Here is a 21,024-nt window from a genome sequence, read left to right on the forward strand (position 1 = left end):
TGTATGGCCCTCGAAAAGACGCTTTGAAATAAAACCAACAGTGCGCATTATCACTGAGCCACCAGATAAAACCAGTCGGCCTTTGAGATAAGAGTCGCCAGATGTTTCCTAATCTTTAATCCCGCATTTCATAAGGTTTCTAGCTTTCTTATGACTGACTCGTCGCGTGATGCACTGCGAACAGCCCTGTTTTACGGGGTTCTGTCCATTCTCTGGTTTGTCGTGTGTGACTACTGTCTACCCGTATGGATTGAAAATCCGGCCAGGCTGGCATTTGCCCAGCAGATGAGTGGTTATGTCTGGGTCGCGGTCAGCGCGATTTTTATCTTCGTTGTCCGCAGTCAGCTGCTGCGCTTCATGGGCATCGAAGTCACCCGGAGCCAGCAACGCGAAGACCTTGATCGCTTGCGCCTGGCGGCTGCCGTTTTCGACAGCACCCTTGAAGGGGTCGTGGTCACTGATAGCCAAGGGCAGATCGTTCACGTCAATCGTGCCTTCATGGAGATCACCGGCTACCAGCTGGATGAGGTGCTGGGTGTAAACCCGAGCAAATTCAAATCCGGTCGTCACGGCCCTGAGTTCTATCGGCAAATGTACCGTTCGATTCTCAGCGCCGGACAGTGGAGCGGCGAAATCTGGAACCGGCGCAAAAGTGGCGAAATTTACCCGCAGTGGCAAAGTATTCGCAGCGTGAAGGACGACAACGGTGAAATAAAGCACTTCGTCGCGGTCTTCTCCGACATCACGGCCATCAAGCGCTCTGAGCAGGATTTGCTGCAACTCGCTCATTACGACCCGCTGACTGATCTGCCCAACCGCTTGCTGTTCATCGACCGCACGACTCAAGCGCTGAGTTATGCCCGGTCGAACAAGCGCGGCTGTGCGCTTTTGCTGATCGATCTGGATCACTTCAAGAATATCAATGACAGCCTCGGGCACAACGTCGGTGATGACGTGCTCAAAGCGGTCGCCGAGCGGCTCAGGTCTTTGTTCGATGCCGAAATAACCTTGGCGAGGCTGGGTGGCGACGAGTTTGCACTGCTGATTGAGAACTGCCAGCAAGTGGTACAGGTGGCCGGGTATGCCCAGAGAATCCTGGACGGTTTCAAAACCCCGTTCGTGCTGGAAAACCAACAGCTGTTCATCAGTGCGAGCGTGGGTATCAGCCTGTTCCCTGGCGATGCGGCCAGTCCCGCGCAGTTGTTGCGCAATGCCGACTCGGCGCTGTTCAAAGCCAAAAGCGATGGTCGCGAAACGTATGCTCTCTATACCGAAGAGCTGACGGCTCACGCCCAGCAGCGGGTGCATCTGGCCAGCGAATTGCGCAGGGCCATTGAACGACATGAGCTGCGGGTGTTTTATCAGCCGATTCACAACCTGTACAACAGCCGTATTCTGGGCGTCGAAGCGCTGGTGCGATGGGAGCATCCCGAGCGGGGGCTGGTGTCGCCAGGGGAGTTCATCCCCATCGCCGAGCAGAGTGGCTTGATTGCCGAGCTGGATGCCTGGGTGTTGAACACTTCCTGCCAGCAAATGTGCACCTGGCTGGCAGCGGGGGTGGATATTTCCTTTGTGGCCGTCAACATCTCCAGCCGGCTGTTTGCCAGTGGTCATCTGGTTGAGCGGGTGGCGAAGGTGTTGCGCGACACCGGGCTCAATCCTGCCCATCTGGAGCTGGAAGTGACTGAAAGTGCCGTGATGGAGGATCCTGATCAGGCTATCGAGCAGATGCACCGTTTACGTGATCTCGGGCTGAGCCTGGCCATCGACGATTTCGGCACGGGTTACTCATCTTTGCTGCGCCTCAAACGGATGCCGGTGCAGAAGCTGAAAATCGATCAAGGTTTTGTCGCCGGTCTGCCCGGTGATGAGGATGACATCGCGATTGTGCGAGTAATCATTGCCCTTGCGCAAAGCATGGGCATGCGCGTGCTGGCCGAAGGCATCGAGACGGTGGATCAGGCGTCGTTTCTGCTCGCCAACGATTGCCAGATGGGGCAGGGCTACTGGTTTGCGCAGCCAATGCCGGCTGAGCAGATTGACTGGTCTCATGCGCCGAATTTTTAGCCAGCCGAAGTGGCAGCTCTTTTCAGGCTACCTGCAAACCAGGCAATTGAAATACATCCTGTAGGAGCGCACGAGCATCGCGAGGCCGCGATGGCGGTCTTTCTGGCACTCCGCTATCGCGGCCTCGCGATGCTCGTGCGCTCTTACAGGTCTATTGTCCGGGCAAACTGAAGTAGAGAATCTCTCGTAAATTCACTTTAGTTATATGTAGATTCTTAAATAGTATTTTTAAGAATATCCGCGCGTCTCTAAGATTGCCTCCACGCCACAAGCAGATCCACGCAAGTCGGTTTTGCAGGCCAATCAATATCAAGGAGTACGATCATGAGCGCATCTCTGCGTAGCGTTGACGGCCAGGACGAAGCAGCGATTCTGCGTGAAATTCAGAGTGCGCTGCGCGACCTGCGTTTTGGTGCTGTTGAAATCACCGTGCACAACGCACAGGTCGTCCAGATCGAACGCAAAGAAAAATTTCGTTTGCAGAACCCGGGTAACAAACCGAGCTGAACCCTGTAGGAGCGCGCTTGCCCGCGATTGAGGCGACGCGGTATGTCAGGCAAACCGCGTTAACGTTCATCGTGGGCAAGCGCGCTCCTACAATCAATAAAATTAGAAAAAGCCAACAACACCACCGGATTTTCCAGGAGCTTGACCCATGTCCATACGCCGTTATGCGCTGGCCGCACTCGCCAGTGCCGTGTTTGCCGGTTCTGCAGTTGCAAAGGATTACGAGCTGTTGAACGTCTCGTACGACCCGACTCGTGAGCTGTATCAGGAATACAACGCTGAGTTCATCAACTTCTGGAAAAAGTCCCATCCGGACGACAAGGTTGAAATCAAACAGTCCCACGGTGGTTCCGGTAAGCAGGGCCGCTCGGTAATCGATGGCCTGCGTGCTGACGTGGTGACGCTGGCGCTGGCGGGTGACATCGATGAAATCGCCAAGCTTGGCAAAACCCTGCCGGAGAACTGGCAGACCCGTCTGCCGGATGCGAGCACGCCTTACACCTCCACCATTGTTTTCCTGGTGCGTAAAGGCAACCCGAAAGGCATCAAGGACTGGGGCGACCTGATCAAGAAAGACGTTTCTGTTATCACACCTAACCCGAAAACCTCCGGCGGCGCTCGCTGGAACTTCCTGGCAGCCTACGGCTATGGCCTGAAAACCGGCGGCAGCGAAGCCAAAGCCAACGAATACGTGAAAGAGCTGTTCAAGCACGTCCCGGTTCTGGATACCGGCGCTCGCGGTTCGACCATTACGTTCGTTAACAACGGTCAGGGCGATGTGTTGCTGGCGTGGGAAAACGAAGCGTTCCTGGCACTGAAAGAAGACGGCGGCGCGGACAAGTTCGACATCGTCGTGCCTTCGCTGTCGATCCTGGCTGAGCCTCCTGTCGCCGTTGTCGACAAAAACGCCGAGAAGAAAGGCAACACCGAAATTGCGACTGAATACCTGAAGCACCTGTACAGCAAGGAAGGCCAGGAAATCGCAGCGAAGAACTTCTACCGTCCACGTAACGCTGAAGTCGCTGCCAAGTACGAAAAACAGTTCCCGAAACTGGACCTGCTGACTATCGACAAAGACTTCGGCGGCTGGAAAACTGCGCAGCCTAAGTTCTTCAATGACGGCGGCATTTTCGACCAGATTTACCAGGCGCAGTAACACATAACCTGTAGGAGCTTACGAGCAACGCGAGGCAGCGATGGCGGTCTGTCTGACACACCGCCATCGCGGGCGTCGTAACGTCCATGCGCTCCTACAGTGGAGAAGTAGATTTAATTTCAGGACCCGCACTCGTTTGCGGGTTCCGTGTGTTAACCAAGGACTTTTATGTCACGACGCATCTCCCCCGTCATACCCGGCTTCGGGCTGACGCTGGGTTACACCGTGGTGTACCTCAGCCTGATTGTGTTAATTCCGCTGGCGGCCATGTTTATCCATGCCGCGCAGCTCACCTGGGATCAGTTCTGGACAATCATCACTGCACCGCGTGTGCTGGCGGCTCTGAAACTGAGCTTCAGCACGGCGTTTTACGCCGCAGTCATCAATGGCGTGATCGGTGTTTTGCTGGCCTGGGTGCTGGTGCGTTACACCTTCCCGGGCCGCAAGATCATTGATGCAATGATCGACCTGCCGTTTGCCCTGCCTACCGCAGTAGCCGGTATTGCCTTGACTGCGCTGTATGCGCCAAACGGTCTGGTCGGGCAATTCGCTACCGACCTGGGCTTCAAGATCGCCTACACCCCATTGGGTATCACCCTTGCACTGACCTTCGTCACGCTGCCCTTTGTGGTGCGTACGGTGCAGCCAGTGCTGGCCGATATCCCCCGTGAAGTCGAAGAAGCGGCTGCTTGCCTGGGTGCGCGTCCATTGCAAGTGTTCCGTCACATCCTCGTGCCGGCACTGCTGCCTGCCTGGCTGACCGGTTTTGCATTGGCGTTTGCTCGAGGTGTGGGCGAGTACGGTTCGGTGATTTTCATTGCCGGTAACATGCCGATGAAAACCGAGATCCTGCCCCTGCTGATCATGGTCAAGCTCGATCAGTACGATTACACCGGCGCTACGGCGATTGGCGTAATGATGCTGGTGGTTTCCTTCATTTTGTTGCTGCTGATCAACTTGCTGCAGCGGCGCATCGAAACCCCATCCTGAGGAGGCGCAGAACATGTCCCATTCATCTGTTTCAGCCGCCGCCTCTGCCAACGCCGCCCGTCGTGGCAGCGCGGTGTCGCGCCGGATTCTGATCATCCTGTGCTGGCTGGTGTTTCTGCTGTTCCTGGGCTTGCCGCTGTTTATCGTGGTGTCCCAAGGATTGAAAAACGGCCTCGGCGCGTTCTTCACGGCAATCCTCGAACCCGACGCGCTGTCAGCACTCAAGCTGACGGTGATCGCGGTCGTCATTTCGGTCCCGCTCAATCTGATCTTCGGTGTCAGTGCTGCCTGGTGCGTGAGCAAATACTCGTTCCGTGGCAAAAGTATTCTGGTGACATTGATCGACCTGCCGTTCTCGGTCTCACCGGTCATCGCCGGTCTGGTCTACGTGTTGATGTTCGGTGCTCAAGGCTTCTTCGGCCCATGGCTGCAGGATCATGACATCCAGATTGTGTTTGCCTTGCCGGGCATCATTCTGGCGACCATCTTCGTTACCGTGCCTTTCGTGGCCCGTGAACTGATCCCGTTGATGCAGGAGCAGGGCACTCAGGAAGAAGAGGCGGCACGTCTGCTCGGCGCCAATGGCTGGCAAATGTTCTGGCATGTGACCGTGCCGAACATCAAGTGGGGCCTGATCTACGGCGTGGTGCTCTGTACCGCCCGGGCCATGGGTGAGTTCGGTGCGGTGTCGGTAGTCTCCGGGCACATTCGCGGCGTCACCAATACCCTGCCGCTGCACGTCGAAATTCTCTACAACGAGTACAACCACGTTGCAGCCTTTGCCGTGGCGAGCCTGTTGCTGATCCTTGCGCTGTTTATCCTGCTGCTCAAGCAGTGGAGCGAAGCGCGCATTAACCGTCTGCGCCAAAGTGCGGCGGAGGAATAATTCATGTCGATCGAAGTCCGTAATGTCAGCAAGAACTTCAATGCCTTCAAGGCCCTGAACAGCATCAATCTGGACATCCAGAGTGGCGAGCTGGTGGCGTTGTTAGGCCCGTCCGGCTGTGGCAAGACTACCTTGCTGCGGATTATTGCCGGCCTGGAAACACCCGATGCGGGCAGCATCGTTTTCCATGGGGAAGACGTTTCCGGCCACGACGTGCGTGATCGCAACGTCGGTTTTGTATTCCAGCACTACGCGCTGTTCCGCCACATGACCGTGTTCGACAACGTCGCATTCGGCCTGCGCATGAAGCCCAAGAATCAGCGTCCGAATGAAAGCCAGATCGCAGTCAAGGTTCACGAGCTGCTGAACATGGTCCAGCTGGACTGGTTGGCTGATCGTTATCCGGAGCAATTGTCCGGTGGTCAGCGTCAGCGGATTGCGCTGGCTCGCGCGCTGGCGGTAGAGCCTAAGGTATTGCTGCTCGACGAGCCGTTTGGTGCGCTGGATGCCAAGGTCCGTAAAGAGCTGCGTCGCTGGTTGGCGCGTCTGCATGAAGACATCAACCTGACCTCGGTTTTCGTGACGCACGATCAGGAAGAAGCCATGGAAGTGGCCGACCGTATCGTGGTCATGAACAAAGGTGTGATCGAGCAGATCGGCTCGCCGGGCGAAGTGTACGAAAACCCGGCCAGCGATTTTGTTTATCACTTCCTGGGCGACTCGAACCGCCTGCATGTGGGAGAAGAGCATGTGCTGTTCCGTCCGCACGAAGTGTCGCTGTCACGCTCCGAGCTGGAAGACCACCACGCTGCTGAAGTGCGCGATATCCGTCCGCTGGGCGCGACCACCCGGATTACTCTGAAAGTCGAAGGGCAGAGCGAACTGATCGAAGCTGAAGTGGTGAAAGACCACGACAGCCTGACCGGTCTGGCGCGTGGTGAAACGCTGTACTTCAAGCCGAAGGTTTGGCAGAAGGTTGCGAATATCTAGAGGTTGGTGAGGATATCAATCGCAAATATCGACACGATGTCGTGGGACCGGCTTTAGCCGGGAAGAGGTAGGAACAGGCGCTGAAAAGGCCTCGTCAGAAATACCGCTTTCCCGGCTAAAGCCGGTCCCACGTCGGTCGTATGCAGATGTTTTGTGAGGCCTTCACACCGCCTGCTTCAAATCCCGCTTGCGCACCGGGCCGACTCTTTCTTCAATCGCATGCTGCAACGGCTTGCGAATACCTGCCAGAAACGCCAGTTCAGCCACCACAAACAATGGCCCGATGATCAGCCCGCTGATGTCATCGATGAACGCCGGCTTGCGGCCTTCGTAATAGTGCCCGACGAACTGGATGACCCAGCCCACCACAAACAAAGCCACACCGGCGCTAAGCCAGACCATGGTCGCTTGCTGCGCGAGGAGTGCGCCTGCCCACAGGCACAGACCCAGCAGCACGCCCATCAACACGCCGAATTGCCGATCAAGCCGTAAATAGAAGATCACTGATGCGGCCGCGACAACGGCTGCCGGGGACAGCCATAAGCCGCTGACCATCCAGCCAGGGCGGGATAGGAGTACTGTCACGGCTACGACGATCAGTGGAATTCCTACAAAGTGTGTCGCGATATTCCGCGAATCGCGGTGGTAGGCCGCGTATTGACTGAGATGATCGGTGAGGGTTTTCATTATTATTCCTCTTTGAGCGATAAACGATTCTGCTACGGTTTCGTCTTTTACGCGATGTGATCAGCAATAACAGGGAGCAATACATGACAAATGGAGCTGGATGGCGCTCGCGTCTGATGAACGACCCTTGGTTTGGTCATCTGCCCGCCGCCTTGCAGGATAGCTTGCTGGACGCCGCTCGCCAGACGCGCAAGACACCGGGTAAATTCTTGTTCGAAAAGGGCGATGCACCCTGTGGTCTGTATGCGCTGTTGGAAGGCTCGGTGCGCATTGGCGGCCCAGCCGAGCAACGTCTGGCGCCCCGTCTTGAGCATGTCCGCACGCCTTACTGGTTTGGTGAGGTCTCGCTGTTCGACGGAATGCCCCGCAGGTTCGATGTCTACTCCATGGAGCAGAGCATTTTTCTCCATGTCTCACAGCCGGTGCTCACTGAACTGCTTGATCAAAATCCTGCCCACTGGCGTCCGTTCGCTGACTTGCTTAGCCAGAAAATGGGGATCAACTTGCTGCGTCCAGAGCGGATCAGAACGCTGCCGGTCAAAGCCCGGGTGGCTTGGCGGTTGTTGATGCTCGCAGAAGGTTATGGGCATCTTAGCCATGCGCGGCGCTTGATGAGTTTTACTGAAATCGATGCGCAACGCACCGCAGCCATATCGCCGCCAGAGTTGCTCGACGTATTGCAGGACATGCAGCAGCGCAAGATCCTGCGCTTGGGCGACGAGCAGGTGGAAATCTTCGATGTGGTCAAATTGCGCAAAGCGGCCAACGCCCTGCGCGCCAAGTCGTTATGCTGAGCGCCTGAACAATCGAGGTGAGCCATGCGGCTGCTGTTAGTGGAATACGATGCCGGGACGGCAAAGGAACTGGCCGAAGGCTTTGCCGAATCGGGCTTTACCCTGGACGTGGCGCTCAATGGCCTGGACGGTCGCCATTTCGTCGAAGAGCAACACTACGACCTGATCATCCTCGATGTGATGTTGCCCGGCCTCAATGGCTGGCAATTATTGCAACTGATCCGCCAGCGCGGCGCTACGCCGGTACTGTTCCTGACCGCTCCGGATGCCATCGAAGATCGTCTTCGTGGTCTGGAGCTGGGTGTCGATGATTACCTGCTTAAACCCTTCAGTTACGAAGAGCTGTTGGCCCGTGTGCGCAAGTTGCTGCGTCGCGGCCCGACTGGCGACGCCGCCAGCATCAGCATCGCTGATCTGGAAATCGACATGGCGCTCCAGCGCGTCAGCCGTGGCGGCCAGCGGATTTCCATGGGCGAAAGGGAGTTTGCCTTGTTGCAGCTGCTCGCGAGCCGTCAGGGGGAAGTCTTGTCCCGCAAGCAAATCGCGGCAGAGATTTTCGATGACGACCCTCGGCCTGTAACCGTCGCCATCCAGCGCCTACGCTCCAAAATCGACGAGCGCTACCTGCCCAAGCTGATTCACCCGGTGGGCGATGACGGCTATCAACTGGCGTTGCTGGACGATGAAGCGTTTGATTTGCGGTGAAGGCACCGCGAACCTGTAGGAGCGCACGAGCCGTCTTTTGACGCGAGATAGCGCGGTGTCATGAATACCGTGGCAGCTCATCCAAATGAGGCGAGTTCGTCTATCTGTAACAAATCTTGAGTATCTTCACTCATGCCCTCTGGAAGGCGGGCATTAACACAGCAGTCTTTATCGGGGTTGTTCCTTAGGCAGGGGACAACCCCTTTTTTTGTTCTATATATTCTTTTTAGCTATTTCTTGATAGCTTCTTATTCCTTAACGAATATATATCAGCTCCTTATACTGCGCTCAATGAATGCACCCATGCAGGAGGCTGACCCCATGCATAACGAGTCGATCCGCTATTTGATCGTGCCAGGCTGGCAGGGGTCGGGCGATGAGCATTGGCAAACCCACTGGCAGAACAGCCTGCCAAACAGTGCTCGCGTCGAACAGGCCGACTGGCTCAAACCGCGTCGTGAAGACTGGGTCGGCGAGTTGCAGCGCAGTATCGCGGCAGACAGCACGCCCGTGATCCTGATTGCTCACAGCCTGGGGTGCATCACCGTTGCGCATTGGGCACGGCTGGCTCCGCTGGAATCGCTGCGTCAGGTTCAGGGGGCGCTGCTGGTCGCGCCGGCTGATGTCGAGCGGCCTAACTGCTCGCCAGCTCTGCGCAACTTCGCGCCGATCCCCAAGGATCTGCTGCCATTCCCTACTCAGATCGTCACCTCGGATAACGATGCGGCGGTCAGCACCCAGCGGGCGCTTGAGATGGCTCGCGATTGGGGGGCCGAAACCGGCATTCTCAGCGAGGCCGGGCACATCAACGTCAAGTCAGGTCATCGCCGCTGGGAGCAAGGTTTCGCCTACCTGTACCGCCTGCAGAGCCGAATGGAACAACACGCGCGGCGTCGCGCATGAACTTATGCAGCGCGAAACCTATCGCGCTTGCTTCCTCGCCCTATTTGATTTTTTAACGTTTGAGCCGTCGCAAGGGCTCAGGCGGGAGTTTGCCATGAGCCTGAATGAACCCTTCGGTCAGCCTTTGTTGACCTTCCCCGACGCAGAAAAAAGCCCGCTTAGCATTCGTGCCAAGGCATTGGTATTCATCGATCCGCGTTCGCGCCAGTTACGTAAAGAAATGGAGCAACTGGCACCTCGTGCGCTGCCGGTGTTGATACGTGGCGAGTCGGGCACCGGTAAAGAGTTACTGGCGCGGCACATCCACCGTGGCAGCGATCGCACCGGGCTGTTCGTGTCGGTCAATTGCGGCGCGATCAGCCCGACCTATGCCGATGCCGAGCTGTTTGGTTATGCCGCCGGTGCTCATAGCGGTTCCGCCAGCAGCCGCGCCGGTTGGTTCGGCTCAGCCAATGGCGGCACCCTGTATCTGGATGAGATTGGCGACCTGCCGTTGCCGATCCAAATCAAGTTACTCGCCGCCCTGGAAAATCACGAAGTCACCCGTGTTGGCGCACATCAACCCAGCCCGGTCGATGTGCGGTTGGTAGCTGCCACCAGCATTGATCTGGGCCAGGCCGTTGCGGCCGGTAAATTCCACGAGCGCTTGTTCCATTACCTCAGCGAAGGCCATCTGGACTTGCCGCCATTGCGCGAGCAACCCGGGAACATCCTGCCGCTGGCCGAATACTTTCTCGGTATCTACAGCCAGCGTCTGGACCTCGCCGTGCCGTTGATCAGTGATGCTGCGCAAGCAATCCTGGAAGCCCATGACTGGCCAGGCAATACGCGTGAACTGGAAAACGTTATCCACTTCGCGTTGCTGGTCAGCAGCGGCGATGAGGTATTGCCGGAGCATCTGAACTTACCCGCAAAGACGGATCCATTTGTGCAACTGGAGCTCCTTGTAGGAAAACTTCTTGTTGGTGCAAAGGTTGAGCAACTCTTTGCAGTGCAGCGGCTGCTAGAAACGGTCAATTCCAGGCTGGAAAGCGCTACACGCTAGCGCAGCTACCCCGGTTTTACGACGCCGCATCTTTACCAAGGATGCGGCGCTTTTTTTTGTGGACAAAAAAGCACCTGCTTTAATCCTGCACTACAGAGGGATTGGTCTTACAGTGCCTGACTCTTTATCCCTTGCGAGTTGCTGATTATTGGGTCTTGAAGTTGTAGTTTATGGCGCATTTACAGCACTGTTCATTACTTTTTATTGCGTGCGCTAGACAATAAAAAATATTTAAATCAGTCTGAGTGCAAGAAGTTAGTTTCACTGTTCGGCACTCACAGTCGCAGTCTGCTTCTTATGTAATCTCTGCTTAAGTTATTGCTTAGGTATCTAATAATTGTTGAGGCTTCTTGTATGAGGCCTATAAAAGGATTTTTATGACTGGTCATTGGAATGCACCTGAAATATTTGCGCTTGAAAGTGCAACTGGAAATAATAATGTGTACGCAAATGGGCGTCAGTCTATTCGGGTAAGAATGACAATTAAGGTCATTGATATTAATGGGGAGCCCGCGGTGCTGACGGAGAAGGAAAGGCGCAGTATTACGCTGGTGAATTTTCACGGCAACGCGGAACTGACCTACCACGATACCTGGTCTAGTTCGCCACTGAATCCCGCGAAAGGAAAATGGGACTGGTCCGTACAGAATAATGGCGGCTACAGCTACTTCCCGTCGTCGGGAGCTCGTACGCTGTCAACCGAGCAAGAGGTGGCGCGAGCACAAAGTTCTGATGAGGCGTACATCGATTTTTACTTGCGTACTGTAGATGTCACCCCGTTCACCGTGAGCGCTCGGATTACTCGTGACGATGGCACCGTGTTCTACTCCCGCAATATGGCAGGTGGGGCGCTGCTATTGTCCCCTGTCCGCCCCAAGTCTTACCGTCCCGCTGACTACTATCTGGAAGAAGTCGTCATCGTTCCTCAGCGTTATCTTGATGGTAGCAAGGGGCAGTTCGGTGTAGGGCATCTGTCTTATTTTCGATTTGGATTAAATGAAAACCCCAGTCTTGAGTTCCGCGACATCACGTGTTCCCCGGGAGGCTTGCATGGCGACATTGGTCCCGGTTGGACGAATGAGGCCGCGACCATGGTTGGCTATGTCAAGCCAGGGCAAAAAAACATTAATTATCTTTTTCCTTTGACGTATGTCGACCCTGAACTGAAATGGGACCCACGACCTGGACAGATTTTACTTACCAAAACCTATGTTCAGGCTCGGCCTAATAATTATTTTACTCAACTTCTTGGTCGAACGGCGGTGCTAAACACCTCTCTGAGGGCAACTGATGAATATGGAAATGTGCATCAATTGAACGTGCGGTTCAAAAATAACCAGCGAACCGGTGACATTGAACTGGTTTAGTCAATTGATAGAGTCGCGCCTGGTCTCCGGGCGCGGTTCCTTAAACGGCTTCCCTGTGGAGCGGTAATGCATATGAACAGTTTTCACTCCAATGCTTATAATTTTGCAAGTTTCGTCAGCGCCGGTGTTGACCCCAGAACCGGGACATACAGTTGTAATCTATCCCTATCAACATTATTGGCAAATGTGTTAAGTGGGCCATCACTTCCTATAACGATGGGGTTTAACGGCCTCAACCTAAGTTCTACGGGGTTGGGAGCGGGCTGGTCTATACCGCTGTCACGCTATCATGGAAAAACTCGCCAACTCAGCCTGTCGACCGGTGCAACACATATCGCCAATACAGCTCCCGATCGGTTCGTGATCGCTGACAAGAAAGTCCGGGATATAAAAACCAGCCGCTCGGGCGACGAGTTGATCATCGAGCACAAGTCGGGAGTTGTTGAGGTACTGACTAACCCTGCCCTGAATTGGGACGAGTGGGTCGTTTCCAGAATTTATTCACCCGAAGGTCGGGTCGTCCACTTGTCGTATCGAGTCGTCGCAGGGCAGCGTTTGCTGCGTGAAATCCGGGACGAAAGTCAGGCGCTGATGACCCTTGATATTGTTAATGGCTCGACAAGAGTTTCGAGTATTACGCTATGGCCTGACAGTCCGGCTGACAAGCTGGTTTTCGGCCTGCTGATCCAGAATAACGAGCTGACTAAAATCACCTTGTCGCTGGAAAATGGCAAGCTGGCATCGTGGCGTTTCAGCTATCAAAGCGTGAACGGTCTGCGTTTGATTTCCAGACTGGAGTTACCAACAGGGGCTGTTGAGCAAGTGGCCTACCGGGCTTCGGCGTTGACTCTGCCCTTGGGGGCGCCTGTCAAGGCGCTGCCTGCGGTTGCGTCGCACGTCACCCTCCCGCGCTCCAACCAGGCGCCCATAACCCGAACTTATCGTTACTCGAACCGCAACTACTTAGGCAATGGCTCCAGTGTTTCATGGCGTGATGACGGCGATAACCTGTATCGGGCGGCGGGCAGCTATGAGTATGAAGTTTTCGAGGACCTGATGGTCGGGGCCGGATCTGCTGCACGCGTGATGCGCAGTACCAAACGTGTTTACAACCGCTTTCACCTCCAGGTTGAAGAAACGGTCATCCAGAACGGCAAAACAGTGCGCAGGCGCACGCGATATCATGAAAAGCCGGGTTTGAGATTCGAGGATCAGCCCGGTAACTTTCAGCTACCAGCCGCGGTTCAGGTGTCCTGGTCTGATGCTGCGAAACCTGAGGTTAGTCGCGAGGAGACGACCTCCACCGAGTACGACGATTTCGGCAATATCCTCAAGAAAGTCTCGCCTGCCGGTATTACAGAAGTCTTCGAGTACTACCCGCCAGGCGCTTCTGATGGCTGCCCGGCAGATGCATTCGGCGGGGTGCGCTGGCTCAAGCGCAAGACACTCATACCCGCACCGGATCGTGCACCCGCACCCACCTTGATCACGCAATACCGCTACACCGAGCTACCTTCGGCGAGTGCCGAGCGTGGGCATTTTCTGGCCCTTGCTCAAGAGTCGGTTCTGCAAGGCGGGCAGTCGGTGCCGATCATCACAATCGCGCGGCAGTACGAGAACGATCCCAAAAGCATGTTCTTCGGCCGAGTGAGGCAAAGGGTCGAGACAGTAGAGGGCATTGATACTGTTCTGAACCATCGCTATGAGGTGCGTGATAACGCCGTGTGCACCCATACCACTCTGATCGCCAGGGATGGCACCCGAAGTACCCAGTCTCACTGGCAGAACAAGCTAACAGGGGCGCAGGTAAAGTTCGTTGAACAGTTGGGCGTCACCGTGGAAACGACTCATGACCGGCTAGGGCGTAAGGCTCAGGAAATACTCGCTCCGCGGACTGCGGACCAGGCCACTAGAGTTCACAGCTACGAGCTGGCCAACACGCTGGCTGATGAAGTAGCGATGCGCACGATTGCACCTAATGGTGCTGAAACGGTTACCCGGCTGGATGGATTGAGTCGCAAACTTGTTGTTGAGATGCAGGATGTCGACGGTGCGGGACAACCCATGCGAACTATTTATCGCGCTCGGTACGACGGGCTTGGGCAGTTGGCTGAAGAGATGAGTACTGACTGGCTCGACGGCAAGCCTTTCCCGCTCATGACTCGATATGCGTACGACGACTGGGGCAGCCGCATCGCAACGATTGGCCCGGACGGGATGGTCACCCACGACCGTTATGACCCGGTCACGCTCGTTCAGACTCAAGGCGCCGATGAGGCGGGTCGCACCGTCATCACCAAAAACGTGTTCGGCAAGAACGAATCGGTTGAACGTTTTGACCGGAAAGGCGTTTCCTACGGCGTTACTCGATACGTTTACGACGGCCTGGGCCGGTGCGTTCAACAGGTAGATCCACTGGGGCGTACCACGCGGTATACCTATGATTTTGCTGATCGCCTGACAATGACCCTGTTGCCGGACGGCACGCGCATCAAGAAGGCGTACGTCAAACACAGTACCGAAGACCTGGCGACGCATATCTGGGTCGACGACTATCTGGCCGGTCAGCGTACTTACGATGGTCTGCTGCGTGTCTCGAGCATCACCGTTGGCGGGCGTACTGAGACTTTCAGCTACGAGGGGGCGCAGCCAAATCCTGCGACCCATGTTACGGCCAGCGGCAAGCTGATTTCTTACCAGTACGACCCGGCGCTGAACAATCAGATGACCGAGCGCCATGTTGCGAGCGATAGCACGTTATCTGCCAGTTTCCGCTACGACAGCACCCACGCCAGACTGATTCAGGCTGCAAGCCCGGCCTGTCAGCAACGGCTTCGTTATCTCCCGTCGGGCAAGTTAAGTAACGAGCAGGTCACGCAGGGGAGTTCTACACGGGAGGCTACGCAGCGAACCTCACTCAATGGTTTGCCTTTGCGCTCTGTGGATGCGACCGGCGCTACCCGGATCACCCGCTATGACCCGCTGTGTCGAGTCGCGCAGGTGGAGCAGGGGACGATCAAGGCGGACTACGCCTATGACCCGTTCGGACGCGTCAGCAAAATCGTTACCGTCGATGCCCAAACAGGTCGTCAGCTCACCACGCAGATGGAATACGACGACTTTGGCCGTGAGGTGCGTCGCCTGTTGACCGTCGACGCCAATGTGCCGGAAGAACTTTCTCAGCAGTTCGACAGTAACGACAAACTGATCAGGCGCGTGCTTCGCCGCGGTAGTGCGGTATTGCGCGACGAACAGTTCACCTATGACCTGCGCGGCCGCCTGCAGCGATTCCAGTGCGCCGGCGAGCACTTGCCGGTGGATTCGGCGGGCAAATCGATCCTCCGTCAGGACTACGTTTTTGATGCGCTGGACAACATCCGCCAGCTGAAAACGGTATTTGTTGGCGGTGAAGATCTCGCCACTTATGCATACGACAATTTCGACAAAACCCAACTGAGTCGTGTCCGCCACAGTCATCCGGACTATGCGGAGCAAGACGCTGGATTTTCTTATGACCAGGACGGCAATCAGCTCAACGACGAGCGCGGCCGACGCCTGAATTACGACGGTTTGGGCCGACTGGCCTCGGTCGCGGAGGCTCAATCATGAACCCGCAAAGTATATTGATCAGTTATCGCTACGACGCCCTTGATCGTCTGATCGGCATCGAACCCGCAGGCGAGCCTGCCAGTACCCGTGTGTACACCGATGGCCGCATTGCCGCGCAGTTTCAGGGGGCGCTACACCACAGCGTGATGGAGGCGGGCGGGCAGGTATTGGCTCAGTCCAGCCGGTCCGGCGATACCCTGGCGACTAGCTTGTTGGGCTGCGACTCTCAAGGCAGTGTTGTGCAGTCGGTCACCGGCGATCACATCCACGCCAGCGTTTACACCCCCTATGGCGGCCATACTGTAGAAAGCGGTCTGCAAAGCCTGCCGGGATTTAACGGCGAGCAACCTGATCCGGTCACGGGCTGCTATTTGCTTGGTAATGGCTATCGTGCCTACAACCCGGCATTGATGCGCTTTCACAGCCCCGACAGCCTCAGCCCATTTGATTCGGGTGGGGTAAACCCTTACGCCTATTGCCTGGGCGACCCGATAAACATGAGCGACCCCACCGGGCACTTTTCGTGGAAATCGATCTTAAGCATTGCGCTTTCTGCCGCAGCCATTGCCATCACTGTCATCACACTGGGGTCGGGAGTGCCGCTCACGGGGCCGCTGATTTTCGCGGCGGTCGTCGGCGTCGCCAGCGAAGCGCTGAGTATCGCGAGTGAATTGGCGGAGGAGTTGGCGCCTGACTCTGAGGCGGGATCGATTTTAGGCCAGCTCAGTCTGGGGTTAGCGGTGTTATCCGTGGCTTCTCCCTACGCCGCCAAGCATGCTGCCTCTCGTGGATCCCGTGCGGCGTCCGGGTTCTTCAACGCCGGACCTGTTTCGGTAACGCGTCAGGGCGCGGTCCGGGTGTCCAACGGGCAGGCCCTGAAAAGCCTCAGTGGTGTGGCAAAGCTCGGCAACGGAGCAAGAAATACCGTCGCACTTCAGAATCGGCTGGCCAAGGCGGAGAAGATTTTGCAGTACGTCAAATATGCTACTTATCCAGCCAAGGCTGCCTACTACACCGATAAGTTCGTCGTTCCTTTCTTCAACCCGCCCGCTGACGGCCAGCCTGACGATGCTCCTTCAACACTCGACGCCTTTGTGCGCGGCGATGCGCAGGGCGGCGCAGAGGGCTTGGGGCAGAGCAACTTCAAACCGGGCGACTTTCTCAGGGGCGATCAAACTTTGGCGCAGGATATCAGGGACTTTTAACAGTCGGTTCGCTCCACTATCGACCTTCTAAAAAAGCATAAGTAATTGCTAAAAAAGTATTGTATTGGAATAAATAAAGCCGGTAATGTCCGCTCCACGCCCCCGACTGCACTCGCAGCCGGGGGCAACTCATTGAAGAGCTGTCGTATACATCGACCTCGATTTTCTCTAAGGACATTGCATGAAAAAGACATTGCTGTTGACCGCTCTGGCGGCCGTATTTTCGGTAAGCGTGGCTCAAGCAGCCGAGAAACTGGTCGTTGGTGCTACGCCAGTTCCTCACGCGGAAATCCTGGAGTTGATCAAGCCTGATCTGGCTAAAGAAGGCGTGGATCTGGAAATCAAGGTTTTCACCGACTACGTGCAGCCAAACGTGCAACTGAATGAAAAGCGTCTGGACGCCAACTACTTCCAGACCAAGCCTTACCTGGATGGCTTCAACAAAGGTAAAGGCGCAACGCTGGTGACCGGTGTTGGCGTACACGTTGAACCGTTCGGTGGCTACTCCAGCAAGTTCAAGAAAATCGCTGACCTGCCAGAAGGCGCAACCATCGCCATCCCTAACGAAGGCAGCAATGCCGGTCGTGCTCTGCTGCTGTTGCAGAAGAATGGCCTGATCACCCTGAAAAACCCGACCGACGCACTGGCGACCCCGAAAGACATCGCCACCAATCCGAAGAAATTCAAGTTCCGCGAGCTGGAATCGGCTGTACTGCCACGCGCTCTGGGCCAGGTTGACCTTGCGCTGATCAACACCAACTACGCGCTGGAAGCCAAGCTGAACCCGCAGAAAGACGCGCTGATCATCGAAGGTGCCGATTCGCCTTACGTTAACTTCCTGGTGACCCGCTCCGATAACGCTCACACCGACGCTATCGAGAAACTGTCCAAGGCCCTGACCAGCCAGAAAGTAAAAAACTTCATCAACAAGAAGTACGACGGTGCGGTACTGCCTGCGTTCTGATTGCTGAGCTGAACACGTAATACCCAACGCCGAGGCTGGCAACAGCGTCGGCGTTTTTGTGTGTGGGTTATCGCGCCGGGCACAAATCTCTGTGGGAGCGAGGCTTGCCCGCGATAAGGGCACCGCAGATATCAGGTCTACCGCGTTCAGCCTTATCGCGGGCAAGCCTCGCTCCCACAGGGATTGGCGCCAAACCCGGCGTCTCAAATACCCCTAGCTCAATCAGAACTATCCATATGCAATAACGATATTTAAATTTCGATTCTTATACCTATAAAGTCATGGCTCATTACCACCAGTCTTCTGGAGTCTGAGTCATGTCAGCAGCGTCCCTCGCGTCATCACCTGTTCACGCCGAACCTCAACAGTTCGAGGTGCGCCCGTTCGCCGAGAAAGTCGGCGCGGAAATCGTTGGGCTGGACCTGTCCCGACCGCTGAATGACGCTGACTTCGCCCGCGTACACCGCGCGCACCTGGATTATCACGTCGTTGTGTTCCGCGATCAGCAGATCACCCCACAACAGCAGATCGACTTCAGCCGTCGTTTTGGCGTGCTGCAGATCCACGTCCTCAAGCAATTCCTGCTGGCCAACCACCCGGAAATCCTCATCGTTTCCAACATCGTGGAAAACGGTCAGCCCTTGGGCCTTGGCGATGCGGGCAAGTACTGGCACTCGGATCTTTCCTACAAAGAACTGCCAAGCCTGGGCTCGATGCTCTACGCGCAAGAACTGCCGAGCGAAGGCGGTGACACCCTGTTCGCCGACATGCACCTGGCCTGGGACACCCTGCCTGAGCATCTGCGCAAAGCTGTTGAAGGCCGTTCTGCCGTGCACAGCTACACCTCGCGCTATCGCGACGGGCACAACGCTCAAAACTGGCGCCCAACCCTTACCGCTGAGCAGTTGGCACAAGTCGTTGTGGTCAGCCATCCGGTCGTGCGTACGCACCCGGAAAACGGCCGCAAGGCGCTGTTCGTCAGCGAAGGCTTCACCACGCATATCGTCGGTCTGCCGGAAGACGAGAGTCAGCAGATTCTCAACGAGCTGTACGCCCACAGCGTGCGTCCTGAAGGGGTCTATCGCCACAAATGGGCGCCCAACGACATGGTCTTCTGGGATAACCGCTCGCTGATCCACCTGGCAGGCGGCACTCCTGACCATCTGCGTCGCCGCCTGCACCGCACCACCATCCAGGGCGATGCGCCGTTTTAATACCGGGAGCTTTTAATGACTGTTCTGCAAAGCCACACGGCTAGCGCAAACTCGATTGCGCAACAGGTCGACCAGCCCGCTGCTGAAGCCCTGCTGCAAGTCCAGAACGTAAGCCTGGAATACCGCACGCCCGAGCGCGTGGTGCGGGCGACTCATCAAGTCAGCTTTGAAGTTGATCCGGCTGATCGCTTCGTATTGCTTGGCCCTTCGGGGTGCGGCAAATCCACCTTGCTCAAGGCTGTGGCGGGTTTCATCAAACCCAGCGAAGGGCAGATTCGTCTGGCTGGCGCTGAAGTTCATGAGCCAGGCCCGGACCGCATCGTGGTGTTCCAGGAGTTCGACCAGCTGCCGCCCTGGAAAACCGTGATTGAAAACGTGATTTTCCCGCTGCTGGCCTCGCGCACCTTGAAGCGCAAGGAAGCATTGGAGCGTGCGCATTACTACCTGGCGAAAGTCGGGTTGAGCGCCTTTGCCGATGCCTACCCGCACACTTTGTCAGGCGGCATGAAAGCCCGCGTGGCGATTGCCCGTGCCTTGGCGATGCAACCGAAAATCCTGCTCATGGATGAACCCTTCGCTGCGCTGGATGCCCTGACCCGTCGCAAGATGCAGGAAGAGCTGCTGGAACTGTGGGAAGAAGTGCGCTTCACGCTGCTGTTTGTGACGCACTCGATTGAAGAGGCGCTGGTGGTCGGTAACCGCATCTTGCTGTTGTCGCCGCATCCGGGCCGCGTGCGGGCTGAAATCAACAGCCATCAATACGACCTGAAAAGCCTCGGCGGCGTCGGCTTCCAGCACACCGCCCAGCGCATTCACCGGCTGCTGTTTGACGAAGGCGAAGAGCAAGCGGTTGACCGCGAGCTGAACTTCCAGGACATCCGGATCGCTTATTAATTTCTGCTTGCTGGTGCTGGTCCTTGTGGGAGCCGGGCTTGCCCGCGATAAGGCTGGACGCGGTTTACTTTGGATCGCGTGGACCTTATCGCGGGCAAGCCCGGCTCCCACAAGGGAACAGCGTCAACAGATACCAAGAGAGTCACACCATGAGCCTTTCCCCCCCAATTCGTGAAGAATACGAAGTCACGCTGGAGCCTTTCACTCAGGAAGACCTGGCCCGTGACATCCCGCTGGCGCAACGCATCTGGCAAGTGAGCTGGGTGCGTAAAACCGTGATCCTGATCGTGCTGGCCGTGCTCTGGGAAGTTGCCGCGCGGATTCAGAACAACGACCTGTTGCTGCCCAGCTTCCTGCAAACCGCTGCTGCGTTTTATGACGGCATCCTGTCGGGTGAACTGATCAACAAGGTCTGGATTTCCCTGACCGTGCTGATCCAGGGCTACGTGATCGGTATCGTCCTGGCCTTTGCCCTGACCACGCTTGCGGTGTCTACCCAACTAGGCCGTGACTTGCTCGGCACATTGACCGCGATGTTCAACCCGCTGCCTGCCATTGCGCTGCTGCCACTGGCGCTGCTGTGGTTTGGCCTGGGGCAGAACAGCCTGATTTTTGTGTTGGTGCACTCGGTGCTGTGGGCGTTGGCGCTCAATACCTACGCGGGCTTTCTCGGCGTTTCGGAAACCCAGCGCATGGCCGGTCGCAACTACGGCCTCAAAGGCTTGCGCTTTGTCTGGCACATCCTGATTCCGGCGGCGCTGCCGTCGATTCTGGCCGGTCTGAAAATTGGTTGGGCATTCGCCTGGCGGACCCTGATCGCGGCGGAGCTGGTATTTGGCGCGTCTTCAGGTAAAGGCGGCCTGGGCTGGTACATCTTCCAGAACCGCAATGAGCTGTACACCGACAAAGTTTTTGCTGGCCTGGCCGCGGTCATCCTGATCGGCCTGCTGGTGGAAAACCTGCTGTTTGCCAACATCGAACGCCTGACCGTCAAGCGCTGGGGTATGCAGCGCTGATTTAACTGAAAACACTCAAACCTTG

General features: G+C 56.4%; 18 protein-coding genes. 17 read left to right on the plus strand and 1 reads right to left on the minus strand.

The features are described 5' to 3' along the window. The first annotated feature begins 150 nt into the window (after positions 1–150). The 6 genes from dibA to AUC60_RS26125 all read left to right on the plus strand — a co-directional run bounded on the left by dibA (position 151) and on the right by AUC60_RS26125 (position 6,596). Positions 151–2,067: a phosphodiesterase DibA gene (gene dibA / locus AUC60_RS26100; RefSeq protein WP_087274287.1), complete on the plus strand. Its 1,917-nt coding sequence runs from the start codon at positions 151–153 to the stop codon at positions 2,065–2,067. 324 nt (positions 2,068–2,391) lie between these two features. Beyond that, positions 2,392–2,574 (plus strand): sulfur starvation response protein OscA, encoded by a 183-nt coding sequence (gene oscA, locus AUC60_RS26105; RefSeq protein WP_003170956.1) that lies wholly within the window; start codon positions 2,392–2,394, stop codon positions 2,572–2,574. A gap of 148 nt (positions 2,575–2,722) precedes the next feature. Continuing rightward, complete coding sequence (locus AUC60_RS26110; RefSeq protein WP_087274289.1) at positions 2,723–3,730, plus strand: sulfate ABC transporter substrate-binding protein; 1,008 nt, start codon at positions 2,723–2,725, stop codon at positions 3,728–3,730. Between the two features lie 168 nt (positions 3,731–3,898). Then, positions 3,899–4,720 carry a sulfate ABC transporter permease subunit CysT gene (cysT, locus tag AUC60_RS26115; protein ID WP_087274291.1) on the plus strand — a complete coding sequence of 274 codons (822 nt, stop codon included), beginning with the start codon at positions 3,899–3,901 and terminating at the stop codon, positions 4,718–4,720. A gap of 13 nt (positions 4,721–4,733) precedes the next feature. Then, complete coding sequence (gene cysW, locus AUC60_RS26120) at positions 4,734–5,606, plus strand: sulfate ABC transporter permease subunit CysW (RefSeq protein WP_087274293.1); 873 nt, start codon at positions 4,734–4,736, stop codon at positions 5,604–5,606. 3 nt (positions 5,607–5,609) lie between these two features. Then, complete coding sequence (locus tag AUC60_RS26125; RefSeq protein ID WP_087274295.1) at positions 5,610–6,596, plus strand: sulfate/molybdate ABC transporter ATP-binding protein; 987 nt, start codon at positions 5,610–5,612, stop codon at positions 6,594–6,596. Positions 6,597–6,758: 162 nt separating this feature from the next. Here AUC60_RS26125 and AUC60_RS26130 read toward each other — a convergent pair whose 3' ends face one another. Next, positions 6,759–7,283 carry an Mpo1 family 2-hydroxy fatty acid dioxygenase gene (locus AUC60_RS26130; protein WP_087274297.1) on the minus strand — a complete coding sequence of 175 codons (525 nt, stop codon included), beginning with the start codon at positions 7,281–7,283 and terminating at the stop codon, positions 6,759–6,761. An 83-nt stretch (positions 7,284–7,366) separates the two neighbouring features. Here AUC60_RS26130 and AUC60_RS26135 point away from each other — a divergent pair, with 83 nt between their 5' ends. The 11 genes from AUC60_RS26135 (at position 7,367) to AUC60_RS26185 (ending at position 20,999) form a co-directional block, all read left to right on the plus strand. Beyond that, positions 7,367–8,077, plus strand: a complete 711-nt coding sequence (locus tag AUC60_RS26135; protein ID WP_087274299.1) for a Crp/Fnr family transcriptional regulator — start codon at positions 7,367–7,369, stop codon at positions 8,075–8,077. A gap of 24 nt (positions 8,078–8,101) precedes the next feature. After that, the gene (locus tag AUC60_RS26140; RefSeq protein WP_087274301.1) at positions 8,102–8,782 is read left to right on the plus strand and encodes a response regulator; all 681 of its coding nucleotides are present in this window, start codon (positions 8,102–8,104) and stop codon (positions 8,780–8,782) included. A 321-nt stretch (positions 8,783–9,103) separates the two neighbouring features. Continuing rightward, on the plus strand, positions 9,104–9,685 hold the full coding sequence (locus AUC60_RS26145) for an alpha/beta hydrolase (protein WP_087274326.1): 582 nt from the start codon (positions 9,104–9,106) through the stop codon (positions 9,683–9,685). 94 nt (positions 9,686–9,779) lie between these two features. Continuing rightward, the gene (locus tag AUC60_RS26150) at positions 9,780–10,730 is read left to right on the plus strand and encodes a sigma 54-interacting transcriptional regulator (RefSeq protein WP_087274303.1); all 951 of its coding nucleotides are present in this window, start codon (positions 9,780–9,782) and stop codon (positions 10,728–10,730) included. A 377-nt stretch (positions 10,731–11,107) separates the two neighbouring features. Continuing rightward, positions 11,108–12,097: a hypothetical protein gene (locus AUC60_RS26155; protein WP_087274305.1), complete on the plus strand. Its 990-nt coding sequence runs from the start codon at positions 11,108–11,110 to the stop codon at positions 12,095–12,097. A 360-nt stretch (positions 12,098–12,457) separates the two neighbouring features. Continuing rightward, the gene (locus AUC60_RS26160; protein ID WP_158099160.1) at positions 12,458–15,706 is read left to right on the plus strand and encodes an RHS repeat domain-containing protein; all 3,249 of its coding nucleotides are present in this window, start codon (positions 12,458–12,460) and stop codon (positions 15,704–15,706) included. Further along, a complete protein-coding gene (locus AUC60_RS26165; protein WP_087274309.1) occupies positions 15,703–16,911 on the plus strand; it encodes an RHS repeat-associated core domain-containing protein in 1,209 nt (402 codons plus the stop codon). Before AUC60_RS26160 ends, AUC60_RS26165 begins: the two co-directional genes overlap by 4 nt. A 181-nt stretch (positions 16,912–17,092) precedes the next feature. Further along, on the plus strand, positions 17,093–17,875 hold the full coding sequence (locus AUC60_RS26170) for a MetQ/NlpA family ABC transporter substrate-binding protein (RefSeq protein ID WP_087274311.1): 783 nt from the start codon (positions 17,093–17,095) through the stop codon (positions 17,873–17,875). 317 nt (positions 17,876–18,192) lie between these two features. Then, positions 18,193–19,089, plus strand: a complete 897-nt coding sequence (locus AUC60_RS26175) for a TauD/TfdA dioxygenase family protein (RefSeq protein WP_087274313.1) — start codon at positions 18,193–18,195, stop codon at positions 19,087–19,089. Positions 19,090–19,104: 15 nt separating this feature from the next. Further along, positions 19,105–19,983: an ABC transporter ATP-binding protein gene (locus AUC60_RS26180; protein WP_238599647.1), complete on the plus strand. Its 879-nt coding sequence runs from the start codon at positions 19,105–19,107 to the stop codon at positions 19,981–19,983. Positions 19,984–20,132: 149 nt separating this feature from the next. Further along, complete coding sequence (locus tag AUC60_RS26185) at positions 20,133–20,999, plus strand: ABC transporter permease (protein WP_087274315.1); 867 nt, start codon at positions 20,133–20,135, stop codon at positions 20,997–20,999. The last annotated feature ends 25 nt before the right edge of the window (positions 21,000–21,024 follow it).

The organism is Pseudomonas caspiana, from assembly GCF_002158995.1.
In the GTDB taxonomy this organism is placed as follows: Bacteria; Pseudomonadota; Gammaproteobacteria; order Pseudomonadales; family Pseudomonadaceae; genus Aquipseudomonas; species Aquipseudomonas caspiana.

Excerpts from the sequence above, each read along its gene's own strand:
- dibA (WP_087274287.1), top strand. The coding sequence starts at position 151 with ATGACTGACTCGTCGCGTGATGCACTGCGAACAGCCCTGTTTTACGGG.
- oscA (WP_003170956.1), top strand. The coding sequence starts at position 2,392 with ATGAGCGCATCTCTGCGTAGCGTTGACGGCCAGGACGAAGCAGCGATT.
- AUC60_RS26110 (WP_087274289.1), top strand. The coding sequence starts at position 2,723 with ATGTCCATACGCCGTTATGCGCTGGCCGCACTCGCCAGTGCCGTGTTT.
- cysT (WP_087274291.1), top strand. The coding sequence starts at position 3,899 with ATGTCACGACGCATCTCCCCCGTCATACCCGGCTTCGGGCTGACGCTG.
- cysW (WP_087274293.1), top strand. The coding sequence starts at position 4,734 with ATGTCCCATTCATCTGTTTCAGCCGCCGCCTCTGCCAACGCCGCCCGT.
- AUC60_RS26125 (WP_087274295.1), top strand. The coding sequence starts at position 5,610 with ATGTCGATCGAAGTCCGTAATGTCAGCAAGAACTTCAATGCCTTCAAG.
- AUC60_RS26130 (WP_087274297.1), bottom strand. The coding sequence starts at position 7,283 with ATGAAAACCCTCACCGATCATCTCAGTCAATACGCGGCCTACCACCGC.
- AUC60_RS26135 (WP_087274299.1), top strand. The coding sequence starts at position 7,367 with ATGACAAATGGAGCTGGATGGCGCTCGCGTCTGATGAACGACCCTTGG.
- AUC60_RS26140 (WP_087274301.1), top strand. The coding sequence starts at position 8,102 with ATGCGGCTGCTGTTAGTGGAATACGATGCCGGGACGGCAAAGGAACTG.
- AUC60_RS26145 (WP_087274326.1), top strand. The coding sequence starts at position 9,104 with ATGCATAACGAGTCGATCCGCTATTTGATCGTGCCAGGCTGGCAGGGG.
- AUC60_RS26150 (WP_087274303.1), top strand. The coding sequence starts at position 9,780 with ATGAGCCTGAATGAACCCTTCGGTCAGCCTTTGTTGACCTTCCCCGAC.
- AUC60_RS26155 (WP_087274305.1), top strand. The coding sequence starts at position 11,108 with ATGACTGGTCATTGGAATGCACCTGAAATATTTGCGCTTGAAAGTGCA.
- AUC60_RS26165 (WP_087274309.1), top strand. The coding sequence starts at position 15,703 with ATGAACCCGCAAAGTATATTGATCAGTTATCGCTACGACGCCCTTGAT.
- AUC60_RS26170 (WP_087274311.1), top strand. The coding sequence starts at position 17,093 with ATGAAAAAGACATTGCTGTTGACCGCTCTGGCGGCCGTATTTTCGGTA.
- AUC60_RS26175 (WP_087274313.1), top strand. The coding sequence starts at position 18,193 with ATGTCAGCAGCGTCCCTCGCGTCATCACCTGTTCACGCCGAACCTCAA.
- AUC60_RS26180 (WP_238599647.1), top strand. The coding sequence starts at position 19,105 with ATGACTGTTCTGCAAAGCCACACGGCTAGCGCAAACTCGATTGCGCAA.
- AUC60_RS26185 (WP_087274315.1), top strand. The coding sequence starts at position 20,133 with ATGAGCCTTTCCCCCCCAATTCGTGAAGAATACGAAGTCACGCTGGAG.